9 protein-coding genes are annotated in these 17,777 nt (G+C 43.4%); 1 reads left to right on the forward strand and 8 read right to left on the reverse strand.

Annotation, left to right across the window (positions count from 1 at the left end; all coding sequences use genetic code 11):
- Positions 1–11: 11 nt before the first annotated feature.
- The gene (locus G7Y45_RS07715) at positions 12–3,305 is read right to left on the reverse strand and encodes a DUF5107 domain-containing protein (protein WP_165016844.1); all 3,294 of its coding nucleotides are present in this window, start codon (positions 3,303–3,305) and stop codon (positions 12–14) included.
- Between the two features lie 13 nt (positions 3,306–3,318).
- Positions 3,319–4,698, reverse strand: coding sequence for a sugar porter family MFS transporter (locus tag G7Y45_RS07720; RefSeq protein ID WP_005810153.1), 1,380 nt, complete (start codon positions 4,696–4,698; stop codon positions 3,319–3,321).
- A 137-nt stretch (positions 4,699–4,835) separates the two neighbouring features.
- Between G7Y45_RS07720 and G7Y45_RS07725 the strand changes: the two genes are divergently transcribed.
- Positions 4,836–5,732, forward strand: coding sequence for an AraC family transcriptional regulator (locus G7Y45_RS07725; protein ID WP_005775668.1), 897 nt, complete (start codon positions 4,836–4,838; stop codon positions 5,730–5,732).
- A gap of 58 nt (positions 5,733–5,790) precedes the next feature.
- Here G7Y45_RS07725 and G7Y45_RS07730 read toward each other — a convergent pair whose 3' ends face one another.
- The 6 genes from G7Y45_RS07730 to G7Y45_RS07755 all read right to left on the reverse strand — a co-directional run bounded on the left by G7Y45_RS07730 (position 5,791) and on the right by G7Y45_RS07755 (position 17,723).
- Positions 5,791–8,442 (reverse strand): glycoside hydrolase family 3 protein, encoded by a 2,652-nt coding sequence (locus tag G7Y45_RS07730; protein WP_165016841.1) that lies wholly within the window; start codon positions 8,440–8,442, stop codon positions 5,791–5,793.
- A gap of 106 nt (positions 8,443–8,548) precedes the next feature.
- Positions 8,549–9,985: a PD40 domain-containing protein gene (locus G7Y45_RS07735; RefSeq protein WP_209377353.1), complete on the reverse strand. Its 1,437-nt coding sequence runs from the start codon at positions 9,983–9,985 to the stop codon at positions 8,549–8,551.
- An 11-nt stretch (positions 9,986–9,996) separates the two neighbouring features.
- Positions 9,997–11,475 (reverse strand): DUF6057 family protein, encoded by a 1,479-nt coding sequence (locus G7Y45_RS07740; protein WP_165018038.1) that lies wholly within the window; start codon positions 11,473–11,475, stop codon positions 9,997–9,999.
- An 83-nt stretch (positions 11,476–11,558) separates the two neighbouring features.
- Complete coding sequence (locus G7Y45_RS07745; protein ID WP_165018041.1) at positions 11,559–13,163, reverse strand: RagB/SusD family nutrient uptake outer membrane protein; 1,605 nt, start codon at positions 13,161–13,163, stop codon at positions 11,559–11,561.
- A 21-nt stretch (positions 13,164–13,184) separates the two neighbouring features.
- Positions 13,185–16,484: a TonB-dependent receptor gene (locus G7Y45_RS07750; protein WP_209377355.1), complete on the reverse strand. Its 3,300-nt coding sequence runs from the start codon at positions 16,482–16,484 to the stop codon at positions 13,185–13,187.
- A 252-nt stretch (positions 16,485–16,736) separates the two neighbouring features.
- Positions 16,737–17,723 carry a FecR family protein gene (locus tag G7Y45_RS07755; RefSeq protein WP_005775675.1) on the reverse strand — a complete coding sequence of 329 codons (987 nt, stop codon included), beginning with the start codon at positions 17,721–17,723 and terminating at the stop codon, positions 16,737–16,739.
- Positions 17,724–17,777 lie beyond the last annotated feature (54 nt).

Here is a 17,777-nt window from a genome sequence, read left to right on the forward strand (position 1 = left end):
CCTCATTTCTTTTATGTATTCATTAATTTCCGGTGAATCTGTATCCCCTGATGATTGTTATCCATCGAAGCGGCTACTTCAAAGAAGTGTTCGGCTTTTGCCGTATTTCCCAGTCCCAGATGTCCCAAAGCCATCAGATAGTTACAGTGGATGCGGTTCTTCTTGTCCATATCGTCTTCCCAGATCAGAAGGTCGGGTAAAGATACGGCAAAATAATCCATCCGGAATATGTCGAAGAGATGTTCTTCTCCATAAGTGATTAATTTGTTGAAGCGGCTGCGTGCCTCTTTCTCTTGTCCCAGTTTTCGGAATGCAAGTCCTTGATAGAAGATCTTGTCCGGTTTTTGGTCGTTGTAATACATGGCAGCGGCTGGCTGGCTGTCTCCCATGCTGGCTTTGAGGAGCAGGTCGTGTGCCTCTTTCTGTTTGCCCAGTTGTTGCAGGATGCAGGCTTTGTAATAATTGAAGTCATTCTCCTGTGCTCCAGGGAGTTTGCCTTCACCCAGATGTGGCGGGTATGCGTAGCACTCTTCTATCCGGGTGAGTGCCTCATCGTATTCTTTACGCGCGATCAGTTCCTTTGCCAGTTCCAGGCGGGCTATCTGATATTGTGCGGGAACTTTTCCCTCACCGCCTTCCCACGGATGGAATTTTCGCTGATCGATCCGGCGGATGGCTTCCCTGTATTGTCCGGTCTGGTTCAGCAAGGTGACATATTCCAGATATAAATCGTCACGAGTTATTACGATATCCATATGTTGTTCCAGAAAAGCCATTCTTACTGTGTGCGGGCGGTTCAGCCGTTTATACAGCTGATCGAGTTCCATCAGTACGCGGGCGTCGGTCGGATCCAGGCGGAATGCTTTTTCCAGCAAGAGGACGGCTTCTTCCGGGCGATTCAATTTGTTGAAGTAGGCCAGAGCCAGGTTACGCCATACGGTAGGAAATGTTTCGTCCTCACGCGAAGAACGTTCCCAAGCTGCGATGGCAGGGGTATACTGGCGTTTGTCATACCAAAGATTTCCCAAATAATAGAGGGCTTTCGGGGCTTCTCCCATAAAGTCGGCCACACACTGAAGAGCTTCTATCGCTTCCAGGGCATTGGGAAAGCAGTAGTCGGCCGGTTCTTTTTCAGCAAGCCTGATGGCTGTTCGCGCCTTGTCTGTTTCTCCTAAACGAATCAGGCACCAACTCTTGTAATAGTGCAGCAGAGTCTGTTCGCCGATGGGTTGGCCGATAGCCAACTCGGCAACGGCCAGTGCTTCTTCAAATCGTCCTGCAGAGGTATAGTCGAGCACTAATGCCTCGTAGTCGGGTGCGCCGCGTTTTATTAGGTGTCGGAGTTGGGACAGTACGGTTTCTTCCCGGGTCATCAGATATTTTTCGAACAGGCAGCCAAAGTTGAATGCGTCGATTTTCAGGGAGTCTTCTATCCAGGCAAGAGCTTCCTCCGGACGTTCAAGATGGCGGAGGATCATTGCTTTCAGATGGCGACCGCGCAGGTTGTGCCAATTGCGTAATAAGGATTTTTCAATTTCTCCGAGAGCTTCTTCCCAGTTGCCGCGTGAAACGGAGATTTGAGCCAGTGAATAATAGCCTGCATCCTGCCATGCCGCGTTCCAGCACGATTTATAGAATGAATTGTATGCTTCATCGTTTTTTCCCTGGAATTTCAGCGCAAGCCCAAGGTTGTAGAAAGCTTCACCATCATACGGATTAGGATTCTTCTCGGTCAGTCGGGAAATCGCTTTCCGCAGGTAGGGCTCTGCTTGCGCGAACTGTCCTTTGCGTATAAGCCACAGCCCCATGGCATTGTTACAACGGGCGTCTTCATTGTCACGGCGGAGTGCTTCCAAATAATAATCGGTCGGACAATAAGTTGCATGTCGGTATTGTTCCAGATGCAGTCCGGTCAGGTAGAGTTCTTCATTTGTTTTAATTTCTTCCGGTGCGAGGGCGGGTCGGGCTGCTTCCGGAACCTCTTTGATAGTTTCCGGTTCAGCCCTCCAACTGAGCTTCTCCCGTCCGTTGGTGTCGTAGATAATGACTTCTGTTTCACTAAGGTCGTTGACGGGGACCAGTCTGTCGAACACTTGTTCCGGAGAGAGGTCGCAGGTTTGTTCAAAACAGATGTTTCCTGCTTTCCGGACTACGATGTGTAATCCCTGTTGGGCAGAGGTAGCGAAGAGCTTTAACCTGCTCTCTGTTCCTTCGGGCTCCAGATTCATCAGGAGTTCCGAGGAGGCGTTTTTCACAACTCCCAGTTCCCGGTAGGGCATGAAGTATTGTGTAAAAGTCTTCTCTTCATAGGGTTGTAGCCAGCTGAAATCCGGTTGATTGTCTGTATAGACTCCTGTCATCAGCTCTATATACGGTCCGTCGGCATCCGTCAGATTGCGGTCCCATGCTTGTCCGAAATCTCCGTTTCCCCACGTCCATTGTTTCTTTCCGGGAGATATGTGATGATTGGCAACATGCAGAACACCTGCCTGGGTGTCGTTTTCGTATCCGCCCACAAAGTTGTATTCGGACCGGATTGCCATGTAGGAAGTCGGTACAGGGATGTTTTTATATCTTGAAATATCCACTCCGGCGGAATAGTCCATCTTGTAGTAGGTTCCGGTAGCGATAGGATAACGGGATACATCCCGCTTTCCATGGTCGAATACGGCGTTAACATCCGAGGGGAATACAGACTGATAGTCTGCGTTGACTGCTACTGCCGGATTGGCCCACCACAGGAAAGTCTGTGGCAGAGGAGTCGGGTTAGAAACTTTTCCCTGTATCTCGAGTACAGCCCGGCCGGGGCGGAGTGTGAATCCGGCTGTTCCTTTCTGGCCGAACATCCGTTCCCGTTCGCTTACCCATACAATGACACTTCCGTCTTTGCATTGTTCAATGCTGTAATCTACCGGCAGGAATGTGCTGGGGCGGTGGTGTTGAGGCCAGTTGAACTCAATGCCCCCTGAAATCCAGGGACCGGTCAATCCTACCAAAGCCGGTTTTATCACGTGGTTGTAATAAATAAAATGTCGTTGCTTTATTTTATCGAAAGCCATCTGGATGCGTCCTCCTAATTCGGGCAGAATCATGACTTTGAGGTATTCATTTTCCAACCATACGGCATGATAGCTTTTCTCTTCACAAGTGTCTTCAATCTTCTCGATGACCGGATACGGGTATACTACTCCGCTGCTGCCTTGATAGACACGCTTTTCCAGAAACATCGGGTTCTTTTCGGGACGTCCAATGCCATAGGTAGGGAGCAGGATGTCCTCCTCCCATACTTTTACATTCTCTTTCATCTTATTTTATGGATTATTTGATTAATTCTTTTTCTATTTCTTCCAGTGTTTTCCCTTTGGTTTCTGGCAGCTTCCGGCGTATGAACAGGAATCCGGCCAGACAGATGCCACCATACAGCCAGAAAGTACCTTCGGCACCTATACTTTCATTCAAAACGGGGAAGGTATAGGTCAGTACAAAGCAAGCTACCCAAAGGAAGAAGGTGGAGAGGGCCATGGCCATACCTCGTATTTTCACGGGGAAAATTTCGGATAAAACCACCCAGACTACCGGAGCGAGTGACATGGCATAGCAGGCAATGGCAAGCACTACCAGCAGGAGCATGGGCAGACCGCTTACATCCAGAAAGTAGCAAGTTCCCAGTGTCAGGTAAATCAGTGCCAATCCGGCAGAACCGATAAGCATCAGGGTGCGACGTCCCCATTTATCCACTGTATAGATGGCTACGAAGGTAAATATCACATTGGTGATTCCGGTCACTACAATGTTCATCAACACATCGGAAACGGCATAACCGGCCGATGAAAAGATTTCATGTGCATAATTGAAGATTACATTGATGCCACACCATTGTTGGAATATAGCCAGGACAATGCCGATGATCAGCACTTTGCGCATTTCCGGGCGAAAGACAGCTTTCCATTCGTAATCTTGTTTTCCGTCTTGCCCCCGGGTTACTTGTGTCAGTTCTTCCAGGGTCTGCCGGGCATAGGTTTCTCCTCCGATGCGCATCAGTGTTTTCCGTGCTTTCTCCTGTTGATGGACAGTAGCCAGCCAGCGGGGACTTTCAGGGATGACGAATGATAATAGAAAGAAGATTCCTGCCGGAATCAGTTCTGCCCAGAACATCCATCGCCAGGCCCACTCTATACTGGTGTCACTCAGTACGTCGGAACCGTGTGTATAGTATTCTCCTATCTGCCAGTTTGCCAGTTGCGCCAGTAAAATGCCTAATACGATGGTAAGCTGGTTGAGTGATACGAATTTACCTCGTACATGGGCAGGGGAAACTTCTGCGATATAGACGGGGGAAACGTTGGATGCGATGCCGATACCCAGTCCTCCTACAATGCGATAGAAGATAAAATAGGAAAAACTATCGACTATTCCCGTACCTAAAGCTGAAAGCGCAAACAGGAAGGAGGCTATGATGAGCATCTTTTTACGTCCGTACTTGTCACTCCAGACACCCGATAGCAAAGCCCCTACCAGGCAGCCTATCAATGCGCTGCTCATGGCCCAGCCACGTAGAACTGCTGAATTTTCAATTCCGAAGAAAGGTTCGTAGAAGATTTTAGCTCCACCGATGACAACCCAATCATAGCCGAACAACAGCCCGCCCATAGCTGAGACGATGCAGATTAGTAGTAAATAGCCTTGTGTCTGTTTCATGTTATTAAATGGTTTAAATGATTAATGCAAAGTAAGCGGGTTTGGAGGTGAAAATAAATAGAGAAACCAGCTAAAAAGATGGACTATCTTTCTTTTTTATATGTATATTTGTGACGTGAATCTATGAATCTGTTAGTATGGCAAAACAAAAAGACGGTTTTCTGGGCGAACAGGCATTGGTATTGCCTCCGGCCATTGTACAACGCATGAAGACAGAGCCTGCGACCTCTGTACTGTATATTACCGATATAGGCTATTATCCAAAGGCTTATAATCATTTTCGGGAACGGGATGTTCCGATTGACCAATATGTATTTATCTATTGTACGGAGGGTAGGGGGTGGTTCAGCCTGGATGGGCAGAAGCACCCGGTAGCTCCCAATCAATACTTCATACTTCCGGCAGGACTCCCTCATGCCTATGGCGCCGATGAAAAAGAACCATGGACAATTTATTGGATTCACTTCGGGGGAACACTGGCTTCACTCTATTGTACGCACCGAACTTGCCGGCTCACGGAAATAAAGCCGGGAATGCATTCGCGAATCAGTTACCGGACAGAATTGTTTGAGGAAATATTTCGGGTACTGAAAATGGGGTACAGTCTGGAGAATCTTTCGTATGCCAGTTCTGTATTTCATCATTATCTGGGTTCTTTACGTTATCTCAGGGAGTATCGGGAGGCTTTTTCAGAACACCGCCTGATGGGTGAGGAAGATCCCGTTAGTGCAGCCATTCATTATATGAAGGAGAATTTGGGTAAGAAGCTGACTTTAGCCGAGTTGGCAGATTATACAGGATATTCGCCTTCGTACTTCTCTAATTTATTTTTGAAACGTACGGGCTATGCACCATTGAGTTATTTCAATCAGATCAAGATTCAGAAAGCCTGTCAGTTTCTCGATTTTACGGATATGAAAGTGAATCAGGTATGCTATCGGGTAGGTATTGAAGATGCTTATTACTTTTCACGGCTGTTTAGCCAGATAATGGGTATGTCTCCCAGAGAATATAAGAAGGTGAAAAAAGGATAGAAGAGATCAGGCTGACGGGAAAAGCCGGTTATCGCTTTTCCCCGTCAACTGATAAAGATTATATCTTGATCTTTCCTGTCAGTTTGATGTCTCTGGAAGAGGCACCTACCAGGATTTCAAACTCTCCTTTCTCAAATACCCAACGGTTTTGTCGGGCATTGAAATACCGGAATGCGTCTTCATCCAGTTCGATCTCTACCTGTTTGCTTTCTCCTGCCTTCAGATATATCTTGTCAAAGCCTTTTAATTCTTTCTGTGGACGGGGCTCTTTAGACTGTATATCATGTACATAAAGTTGGGCAATTTCGTATCCGTCTTGCTGCCCGGTATTGGTTATGGTAAACGAAACTGTGACTTTCTTCTGTTTTTTATCTGTAATACGGATATTGAGGTCCGTATAATCAAAAGTGGTATACGAGAGTCCGAATCCAAATGGGAAAAGAGGTTCGATACCTTTTTCGTCGTATCCCCGGTAACCGGTGAAGATTCCTTCTGTATAATATACTTTCTTTTCTTTTCGGGTTTCATCATAGTGGCCGTATGCCGGCGAATCTTCCCATTTTTTTTCGATTGTGAACGGGAGTTTGGCTGATGGATTTACTTTGCCCGAAAGAATGTGGGCTAATGCGTGTCCACCCTCCTGCCCGGGATAGAGGGCATGTACTACAGCAGGTACCTGATTGATCCACCGGGTCATGTTCACTCCGCCTCCGGCATGAATGGCTACTATCAGTTTGGGGTTTACTTTAATCAATTCCTCGATTAGCAGGTCTTGTCCATAAGGCAAATCGAACGGTCGGTCGCGCCCCTCCAGTTCGATGCTTCCGTCCAATCCGGCACAGAACACCACGAGATCGGCTTTCTCGGCCAGTCGCTTTGCTTCAGAAAAGTCAATGTCGCTTTGATAAGCATATCCCATCCGGATCTCTGCCGGGGTGCTGCGTTGGTTACAGAATTCCAGTTGAACGTGTTTGGTATCTCCTTTCCGTACTGAAACGGCAATATTGCGTACGTCGAACGATTGAGACCGGGAAGCGTCCAATGCCAATGTTCCGTCTATCCACAGGCGATACGCTCCCTGTGCATCGACAAAGAACCGGAGGCTGTCTGTCTTCTCGGCATCCACGTATCCTTCCCAACATATCCGGTAGTCACTTCCCAATTTGCTCTCGTTGAAAGGGTATCCCCACCATTCGTAATTTACTGTGCGGTCGATACGGCGAATGATCAGTCCGTTTTCATCTTTACCGTTTCCGGATGCTGTGTTGCCCGGTTGATTGCTGTTTACTGTTCTTCCGGCAGCTACTGCCTGTTGCTGGATCATTTTGTCGGAGAGCATAGCAGAACTGTCAGATGACAATGCATAATAACTGGCTTCCAGTCCGGGTTTGCCATCTTTGGTACGGAACTTACTGTTACGGAACAACCGGGGTTTGAACTGGTTGGATATTCCTTCGGTGTAATATACAGTTGCTTCCGGGAATTCCTGGCAGATACCCTCTAATGCTGAAACGACATACCAGGGGTGAACTTTAGAACTTCCACCTCCGCCATACACAATGCTGTTGACATTGTATATTCTGTCTGAAACAATCGCCGGATTGGCTGTAGGACCGATCACGGCAATTACTTTAGGTTGGCGGATGGGTAATGTGTTTTGTTCGTTCTTTAACAGGATGATACCTTCACAGGCGGCATTCAATGCCATTTGATTGGCTTGTGGGTTGAAAGTCGGGATATGGGTGTCTTGCTGAGGCCGATCAAAAAATCCCATTGAGATGCAGGCTCCGTAAATACGGCGTACTTTATCGTTGATCACTTCCTCTGTAACCTTTCCTTCTTTAATAAGTGGGAGAAGTTCTTTGCGGGTGAACCAGTCGTTGCTGCCCATTTCAAGATCCAAACCGTAGTTTGCGGCATTGTCAGCGGAATAGGTACATGCCCAGTCTGACATCAACATGCCTTTGAAACCCCAGTCCTTCTTTAAAATATCGATCAGATGTTTGTTTTCAGTACAATGTGTTCCGTTCACTAAGTTGTAACCCGTCATGACGGCTTTGACACCTGCTTTTTGTACGGCAGCTTTAAAAGGTGGAAGGTAAATTTCCTGCAGCGCGCGTTCGGATACTTCCGTACTGACTGTATAGCGGTCAAACTCCTGATCGTTGGCTGCGAAGTGTTTTATGGTGGCGATTACTCCTCCGTCTTGTACCGCTTTAATAAAAGGGACTACCATTTCGGATGTCAGATAGGGATCTTCGCCGAAATACTCGAAATTACGGGCTCCTTTGGAAGCCCTGTAGTTGTTTACCCCCGGAGCTAAAAGAAAATGAATACCTCTCGCACGCCATTCCTGGGCATACATGGCTCCTGTCTTTTCTGCCAGATTTTTGTTCCATGAGGCAGCCAGAGAAAGTGCCGATGGAAATGCGGTAGCACGTCCGAACAATCCCCAGGAGGCAACGCCCAGCGGACCGTCAGCCAGTTTGAATGCCGGTATTCCCAATCGTTCGCACGGGTGTAGATAGAAATCGTTGTATCCGGCAAGCAAATCTATTTTCTCTTCAAGGGTCATACGTCCGATAAGGTCATTTACTCTTTCTTCGGTAGACAATGTCGTGTCTTGGAACGGATACTGGCTTTGAGCATACAGATTGCAAGGTAAAAGCAAGCCTATAGCCAAACTTAAGGTAAGGAAAATGTTTTTCATGTGTTTTCTTTGAATTAAATGTTTATTGAGTGATGTCGCAAAGTTCTAAAAAAGAGGGCTTACTGCAAAATGGAAAGCCCTCTCTTTCGGGGTAAAGTGTGTTAAATTAATGTATAGCTTTTATCAGTTCATTTCCGTTACGTACCGGTTCTTTAATCAGCTCCGGTAAATTATACGTTTTAGTAAACGTATCATAGAAACGCGGATCTTTCTGCGGCAATAAAAACGGTTTTCCCGCTTTTCCTGTTTCCGTATTGAAACCGGCGAAGAATGGTCGTGCCCAAAGTCCGTCCAGTCGTTTGCTGCTGAATACGAACCACTTTCCGGATGACGCCCAGGTATGGAAACTTTCCACGTCATCACTGTTTACTTCGTTTAAAAGCCGTATCTCTCCGGTATCTATCGTTAAAAGGCAAAGCTCGCTTTCCGGATGCCAGATAGAAAAGTTACCATAATCAGATAGAGTGAACATCAGGTATCTGCCATCCGGAGAAACTCTTGGAAAAGACACGCTCTTCCCCTGTTCCGAAGCTTTATATACACACTCCAAGCTCCCGAACTTACCTGATTCGGGGTCGAATCCAATCCGGCATAGGTCATAACGAATACTGTCCAGCGGCATCTTTACTTTGTAAGCGTTTCCACGGCAGAAGTACAGCGTTTTCCCGTCCGGTGTCCAGTTCGGAAATGTCTCCATGTATTTATCCCCACAAATCAGGGAGTCCGTGAGGAACGTTTTCTTTTGCGTGTCATATACCATCAAGTCGGCGGCCAGGTCTGACACCTCGATGGGTTTTTGTCCCGATGAATGGAAGAACTGTTGTATCTCATTCATAGAGAAAGCAATATATCGCCCTGTAGGATGCCATGCTGCATAGGTTCCTCCATTCTTGGCCCCTTCCGGTTTTGTATTGACTTTTTCTACTTTTCCATTCTTTGATATCAGCGTTCCTCCCGATTTTCCACGTACATGTATCATCATGGTTTCGGGCGAGTTCCGGTTGAACGTATGGCAATTAATGCATTGTTTTTCAAATGCTTTATTCTCCGCTATGGGAGTTTCCTCATAATTAGTCAGGTTTCGTTGATAGATTCCCATCTCGTTCCAGAGTTCATATCCCGGGTAGAGTAACCGATAGACCAGATACTCATCTATCGGTTCATTCGATATGGTATCCTTGATATCCGCATACCGTTTCCATTTTCCTCCCTTCAGCAGGGTGATGCGAATGAATATTTCCTTTCCGGCTGCCTTTTGGAGAAGTTTTTTCCAGGCTTTGGATGGGATAATCACTTCCGGTTGCTTGCTGGTATATAGAATATCTGTCACTTTTTCTACACCAATTTCTGTTTGAAAAACATCAGCTTCTTCCTTGATAATGAAATTTGGCGGAGCAATATTAACCGGGAATGTGACTCCTGTATAATCCGGGTATATACAGGGAATACTATCTGTATATAAGTCCGGCCTTTGACATTGCTCCGTGCAGGCTTGTAGTATCCAGACAAGAGCCATCATAAAAAGAATATAGGTAGTTTTCATATCAGTGCAGATTAATTCTTAATGATTTTATCTCCATAGGGACTGATGAAGTTCAGATAGTACCAATAGGTGTTTCCAAACTCCGATTTCAGTCTCTGCATTTCTCTGTTTTTATACAGGCTGTAATACCTTTGGAATCTCTTTTCCGTCTTTTCGCTGACGTTGAATCCTGATTCGGAGAACGTTTCCCCGTCTACTCCCAATTTGTATATATAGAGTGCTTCTTCGTATGCGGGTGGCATTTGCGGATATTTAAAGTGCCTGATAAACTTTAGGTTATCCACAAAGCGTACTACGTTATTGCTCAGCAGGAGGTCACTCATCAGGTATTCAAAAGCCATTCTGTTTGTCGTATCCTGCTCACACAGATACTGTAATTCGGGTCCTATATTGATGACGTTTGCAAATCGTGCGGGATGTTCTTTCTTGTTTTCAAGTGCCATGCGCAGTCCCGGTACACTGCCTGCATGAAGCTGTTTTTCCAATTCTTCGGCATCTTTCTTATAGAAGAGAGACTGCTTCAGGAGATTGATGAATCGTTGTGCCACTTCAGGCCTTTTGTTTGCTATGTTGTATCGCGCCAGGTTAAGCAAATGGGGTGCCGTTTCTCCCCATACTACCATTGCTTCGGATTCCCACCGCTGTGCTTCGTTGATGTATCCTAAGTCTTCATATATAAAATGTCCGTACTCACTCTCACGGCTATCGCTGTTCCATGGGAAGTATAGTGCCTTGACTCCCAGTTTTTGTGGGTAATCGAATAATTGATAAGGCAATTTCCCCGTATGGTACAGAGCCAGATTGTGAAAGTAGGAGATCAGCTGGTTAGTTCTTCCCGAGTTGATATATTTTTCGGTTTGCGTCAGTGTATTGTCCCAATTCTTTTCTTTTACGCTCTTTTCTGCCATTAACATTCGGTGTTCACTTATGTTATAGTTTTGGACAAAAAAGTAAAATGAAGAACTTACGTAAATTGCTATTAGTAAGCTGTGTATTAAAATACTGTACTTGTTGTAGGGTAGGGGTGGAGAATAAATTTTTCGGATAAAAGACCATGGACGAACTGTGATTTGATGAAAAAGGCTCATGATCAGAAGTCCCAGGAAGATAGCGATGATTGGTGTTAATGAATGGTCGACAGCCATTGAATAGAGGAACAAATATATAGAAGGTATTAGTGATAACAGTAGCAGATCATTGTGGCCTGTAATTTTTTTTATGGCATCGTTAGTCAGTAAGTATATGAGGGCTAAAATTCCTGCAAGTAAAATGCTGCCTATAGTAGGTATGTGAAAAAACTGTATAATAAATACTGTCAGATAACTCATCCATCCTTGTGACTGGATATGTTGTAGAAAAAAAGTTTTGGAATATAGAAAAAGATGATGTTGTTCTTGATAATAAATCACATGTGATAACACACTCTGATAACAGAGAAAATAAATAAAGAAAAGAAAAATGAAAAGGATGTAAGGGAAGTACTTTCTCATGATAAGTGCTGCTTAAATATGGGAAAATTCACGGACCCTATAACATTTAAATGTAGAGAGTCCGTGAATTTTTGTGTTAGATATTAATATCCCGGATTTTGAGTTAACTTGGGATTTAAATCAATTTCAGATTGAGGAATCGGGTAGATATAATTATGGTCTTCATATCTACTACCGGCCAGTTTAACATTGTCACCCTCGTACAGAACGCATACCTTTCCGCCATCTACCATTTTGTATTTAATGCCAAGGAATGGTGCATTCAATACATCTTTAGCGATGCCCCAACGGCGAATATCCCATTGACGCTTTCCTCCTTCAAGAGCAAACTCAACGCGCCATTCATTACGTATACGCTGACGAAGATCATCTTGAGTAGCACAGTAAGTCGGCTTGGTTGCATCTGTCTTTTGTAATTCCGGCATACCTACACGGCGACGTATCTGATTAACAGCTTCAAAAGCTAAATCGTCCAGTGGTGAGACTTCATTTTTGGCCTCAGCATAGGTTAACAGAACTTCTGCATAACGGATCGTTACCCAATCTTTTCCCATTTCCCAACCTGCTGATTGAGGGTCAATACTTGGGTCAAGCCATTTCTGTTGATAGTATCCTGTTGCTGTGGCATCACCGTGTTGTGCAATACCGGTACTTCCGCTTGATTTTAGTGGCGCTACTTTGATTGTCACGCCATACATTTCCTCACCATCGTGTAGAATGTTAACCTCTAAACGAGGGTCACGGTTAGCGAATGGATTTTTTTCTGAATAAATCTTAGATTTGCTGATCGGAGCTCCTTCACTATCTTCGAATGCATCTACCAGACTTTGAGTCGGATTCAAACCACCCCAACCTTTTGTCGGAAAACATTCCCATCCAATTAGGTAGTTTGTTTTATCAGGTGCGTTGTACTGTACTGCAAGAATAATTTCTTCACAACCGTCTGTCTTTTCCCAAAATAATTCTTGGTACTTTCCTGTGTTTTCTTTGTCATATAGATCATATTTATTTAGATCCATAACAGACTTTGCGGCTGCAGCCGCTGTTTCCCAATTGCCAAAATACAAAGCTGCTCTTGCTTTCATTGCCATAGCGGCACCTTTGGTTATGCGTCCCCACTGTGTAGCCGGCCATTCTTCTGGCAAGTAGCTGATAGCTTTATCAAAGTCGGCCATAACTTTGGTATATATTTCATCTTTAGGTGTGCGGGTAATATCCTCTACATCAGTTAACTTTAAAGGCTGGTCGATGTATGGAACGTCTCCGAATTGACGAATTAATCCAAAATAAATATAAGCTCTGAAGAAATGAGCTTGTCCGGCTATTGATTCTTTATCCGACTGAGATAATTCCATTTCTTCTAATTTCTGTAATACCAGGTTACATCTACGAATATATCCGTAATCACCGGACCACCCTTGGTCGGCAGGGTCGTATACGCCTTTGGACACGTTTCCATTAGCCCATTTGATACCATGTACTGCATTGTCTGAATTGATATCTTCATCTATGTCCCAAGTGGGAAGACATCTATAAATATCAGAAACAGCCATTTCTGCATCTGTTTTTGTTTTCCAGAAACTTCCGTCTGAAAGTTCTTCTGTTGGATAACGATCCAGAAAATCGCTACAAGAGGTAAATCCTGTTAGCATAATGGACGCTATAATATATAAAATTTTATTTTTCATATTTTGCTATATTATTTTATTTTAGAATGAAACTTTTAATCCGATTGAAACTTTTTTTACGTTTCCATAAGACCAACCACGTTCGTTACCTTCTTCTGGATCAATACCTTCCAGATCGCTGAACGTCAATAGATTCTCTCCGGCAACATAAAGCTTTGCTTTTTGAACACCCAGTTTGCTTAAGAAACTGTTAGGCAGATTGTATCCCAGAGAAATAGTTTTTAAACGTACATATGAGGCGTTTTGTAGCCAGAATGAAGAAGTTGTGAAGTTCGTTTGACTGTCTTTGGTGATTCTTGGGTAAGAAGCGTTGTGATGCTCTGGAGTCCAACGATCCAAATGTCTCTTCAGTGCATTAGCTCCGTTGTAAAATGCATAAGCTGCTTCGGCCATGTAGTAGCCATCCACATCAAAAGCTCCCTGGAACATGGCAGAGAAATCAAAATCTTTATAGTATAAAGTCAGATTTAAGCCTGTAGTCCAGCTGGGGAAATTCTTACCAATGATTTGGCGGTCTCCGTCAGCGGTAATTTTGCTATCTCCATTCAAATCAAGGTATTTGATGTCTCCCAATTGTTCTTTGCCGGTGCGTTTCGGATAATTAGCTAATTCATCGTCAGTGTTAAAGTATCCATTGGCTACGTAACCATAATATGAACCAATTGGATTGCCTTCGATGTACCATAATTTATCATTTTTTGAATTAGCACCTTCCGTACCATTCATATCGATGATTTCATTTTTTACATATGCAATATTAAGGTTTACAGCATAACTCCAATCTTTGTTGATACGATTGTTATGCAATAAATTCAAATCAAAACCAGTGTTTTCTACACTACCTGCATTTTGTGCAGGATCACTCATACCGATCACACCTTGTATAGGCATGTACAACAACATATCATTTGTTTTCTTCTTATAAACAGATAATTCGAATCCAAACATATTGTTTAGAAAACCGGCCTCTAATCCTAACTCATAATTTGTAACGGTTGCCCATTGTAAGTTGTTATTTACGTAACGGCTTTCGTAAGCGGTAGAATACAGGCTATTACCAAACATGTATTTTTCGTAAGCATATGTCGGTATTGCCGGATAAATATCATCCGGATCTAATTCTTCGTTACCGGTTTTTCCCCATCCAAGACGCAGTTTCAAGTTGCTAATCCATGATACATTGTCTTTGATAAATGCTTCTTCCGAAATTCTCCATCCGGCAGAGATTGCTGGGAAAACACCCCAGCGATTATCTTTTGGAAAACGTGATGAGGCATCCGCACGTAAATTGACTTCAAACAAGTACTTATTCATAAAGTCATACTGGACACGTCCAAAGTAGGATAGACGAGACATTTCATATCCACCGTCTTCATTTTTTTGTGAAGATGCATCCAGTGTATTCAATGATTCCGTTAATTCATTGTTGCCACCGCCCTTTCGAGAAGCTTTGGTAAATTTATAAATGTGTTCGAATGATTCAAAACCTCCCAGAACTGCTATTGAATGTTTACCGAAAGTTTTATTATAATTGGCTAATACCTGGCTTGTGTATCGGTTGTGATTATAATACTCGTCGTAACCTTCGCGAAGTCCTGAGTCGAAATTACCATAAGTGAAATGCTTTTTAAAGCCTTCTTGATTGGTGTAATCATGGCGAAGAGAAAATACTCCTTTAACGCTTAGTTCCGGTAAAATATTAATTTGTGCATAGGCAGTAGCATTTAATTGCTGTGCTGTACTACGGGTAAAACCGGATTGGTCTTGAATTGCTACCGGGTTATCTTTTCCTGAATAATTGAAAGAGCCGTCTTCAGCATATACCGGGTCTGTCGGATATGAACGACTCACACCCTGCGCTACTGTGACGTATCCCATCCAACCATCTTCTTTAATACCACGATATCCGGATGCATTAACACCTACAGAGACATACTTGTTAATATCTGAATTCAGACTCATACGTGCGTTATAGCGTTTATAGCTAATTTCATCTGTCAGACCTCCTTGGTTAGTATACCCGATGGAAGCATTATAAGTGGTCTTTTCAGAACCGCCGCTGATAGATAAATTATGCATTTGCTCAAAAGCACTCTTTTTGAACGCTTCATCGTACCAATTTGTACTGGGGTAAGTTCCATTACGATAATTCTCGATATCTTCATCCGTAAAAGGAAGTACTGCGTTCGGATTTTCGTTGTGAACAGCTTCATTGTATAGTATGGCATGTTCATAAGCATTGACATACTGACGCTTCACAACAGGAGAAGCCCATGAAACAATACCTGAGTAGTTTATATGCGTTTTCTCACCTTTCTTACCTTGTTTGGTAGTGATTACGATAACACCATTGGCTGCTTGTACACCATAGATGGCCGATGATGCAGCATCTTTCAATACTGTTAACGTTTCAATATCCGAAGGATCTATTGTATCCATGGTTCCCGGGACACCATCTACAATAACCAATGGGCTGGCAGCATTGATAGAATTCTTACCGCGGATGGTAATACTACCCGTTTGTGATCCCGGAGCACCCGAAGTTTGGATAGAAGTTACACCTGGAATTTGTCCGGCAAGTGCGGCAGACACACTGGCAACGGAACGAGACTCTAAGGCATCAGCATTGATTGATGCTACAGAACCCGTTAAATTGGCTTTCTTCTGTACACCATATCCCACTACTACGACCTCATCAAGTGTTTTAGTATCCTCTTTCATGATGATATTATATGAAGTTACACCAGTCTTCAACGATACTGTTTCAGGCATATAACCGATATAGGTAATTTGTATCTCGTTGCCACCTACATTCAGGCTGAATTTTCCGTTGATATCTGTGATGGTACCGTTAGAGGGATTTCCTTTTTCTATAACCGATGCTCCGATGATAGCTTCTCCCATTGCATCTTTCACAACTCCCGAAATATTTCTTTGTTTCTGTTGCTGGGTAGCCTGTACCTCTTTCGCTGCTGCTGCAACTGTAGATACTACGATCTGATTATCCACGATCTTATAAGTGTATCCCGAATTCTTGAATACTTCGTTCAGTACAGTTTCGATCGGAGCATCCGACACATTGATGGATACTTTCTTGTTCAGCTTTACCTGATTGTCATTGTAGAAGAAAGTATACTCGCTTTGTTTTTCAAGTTCACGCAGTACACTCTCGATGGATACGTTTGTCTTCGTCATTGAAATCTTTAGTACTTGAGCGAAGGCACTCACAGGTACCATAGCTATCAGGCTAACTGCCAAAGCAAAAGCCAGATGCTTTTTCATTCTTTGCGGACTAAACCACCGCATGTTGCATTTTCTCATAAATACGATTAATTATTAGATTGTAATTTTGATTGATAAAGTGAGCACAGGACACTTCTAAAGCATCGCTGCACCAGGTTAACGTCATTTACGGTTTCTCTCTCATTCTTTTCTTTATTAATTTAGGTTTAAAATTTGATGTTTGGTCTAAGTTCTAAACGAACTTGGTATAAATCTTATCTTTTGTCCTGTTTTCCAAGTTCCGTATGAACTTAGCTTTTATTACTATTTTTTTATTTCTTAAATCGTGTTCTACTTAAGTTCTTCGAGAACATAGTAGTCATTGCTTATTAATTTATAATTTAATGGCGCACTATGCGACATAATATTCAGAATCAGATCCAATGGTTCATTTCGCAATGTGAATGTAAAGCGATAATGATCAGCCACTTTCTGTGAGCAATCGATCTTTTGACCATACCATTTCTCTAAACGAGGTAAAATCATGGCCAATGTTTCGTTCTTGAAACTCAATCGTCCTCCAATACGCCAAGCAGAATATGAATTAGCATCTACATGATCTATACGCACATCACCGTTTGCTTGGCAAGTCAATTTTTCATTCGGACGAAGAATGTATTCTCCTTTAATTTGCTCTTTGTTATCCTTAGGTTCTACCCTAACTTTGCCATTGAGCAATACTGTTTCTACACTTTCGTCACCATCAAAACTAAAAACCTCAAATGCTGTCCCTAAAGCTGTAACATCCATATTCTTGGTTTTTACAACAAAAGGATGTCCCTTATCCGGATGAACATTAAAAAAAGCTTGTCCTGAAAGAGTTACTTCCCGCTTTTCTCCGGAAAACTCTTTAGGATATGTCAAACGACTTCCAGCATTCAACATCACCAGTGTACCATCTGCCAGTCTCACTGAATCCATGGATTGGCGTCCTGAATTCAGAACATACCAAACTTTTGGATCTGATTTTCTGGATAATAACATTAAAGATAATGTTCCGCAAATTAGCAATAATGCTATGGATGCTACCCAGCTATACCGATGTAAGCTTTGCCTAAAACGTCCGCTTTTTCCTTTCTTTATTTGGTGCATAACGTTTGTTAGCATTCGTTCTTCCTTATCGACATCGGTATACATATCAGAAGTCTGTTCCCATTGACTATAAATTGCCTGATTCACAAATTTATAGTTATTAAGTTTTTCTCGCTCTTCCGGCGATAGGCCATCAGTCAGCAGCTTCTTTATTATATTCTTATTTCCTTTTGTCGCTTGTTTCATCTTTATTACCTTCTTATTACCTATCTATTTATAAATACACGCAACACCATAACA

It is taken from the genome of Bacteroides sp. ZJ-18, from assembly GCF_011038705.2.
In the GTDB taxonomy this organism is placed as follows: Bacteria; Bacteroidota; Bacteroidia; order Bacteroidales; family Bacteroidaceae; genus Bacteroides; species Bacteroides hominis.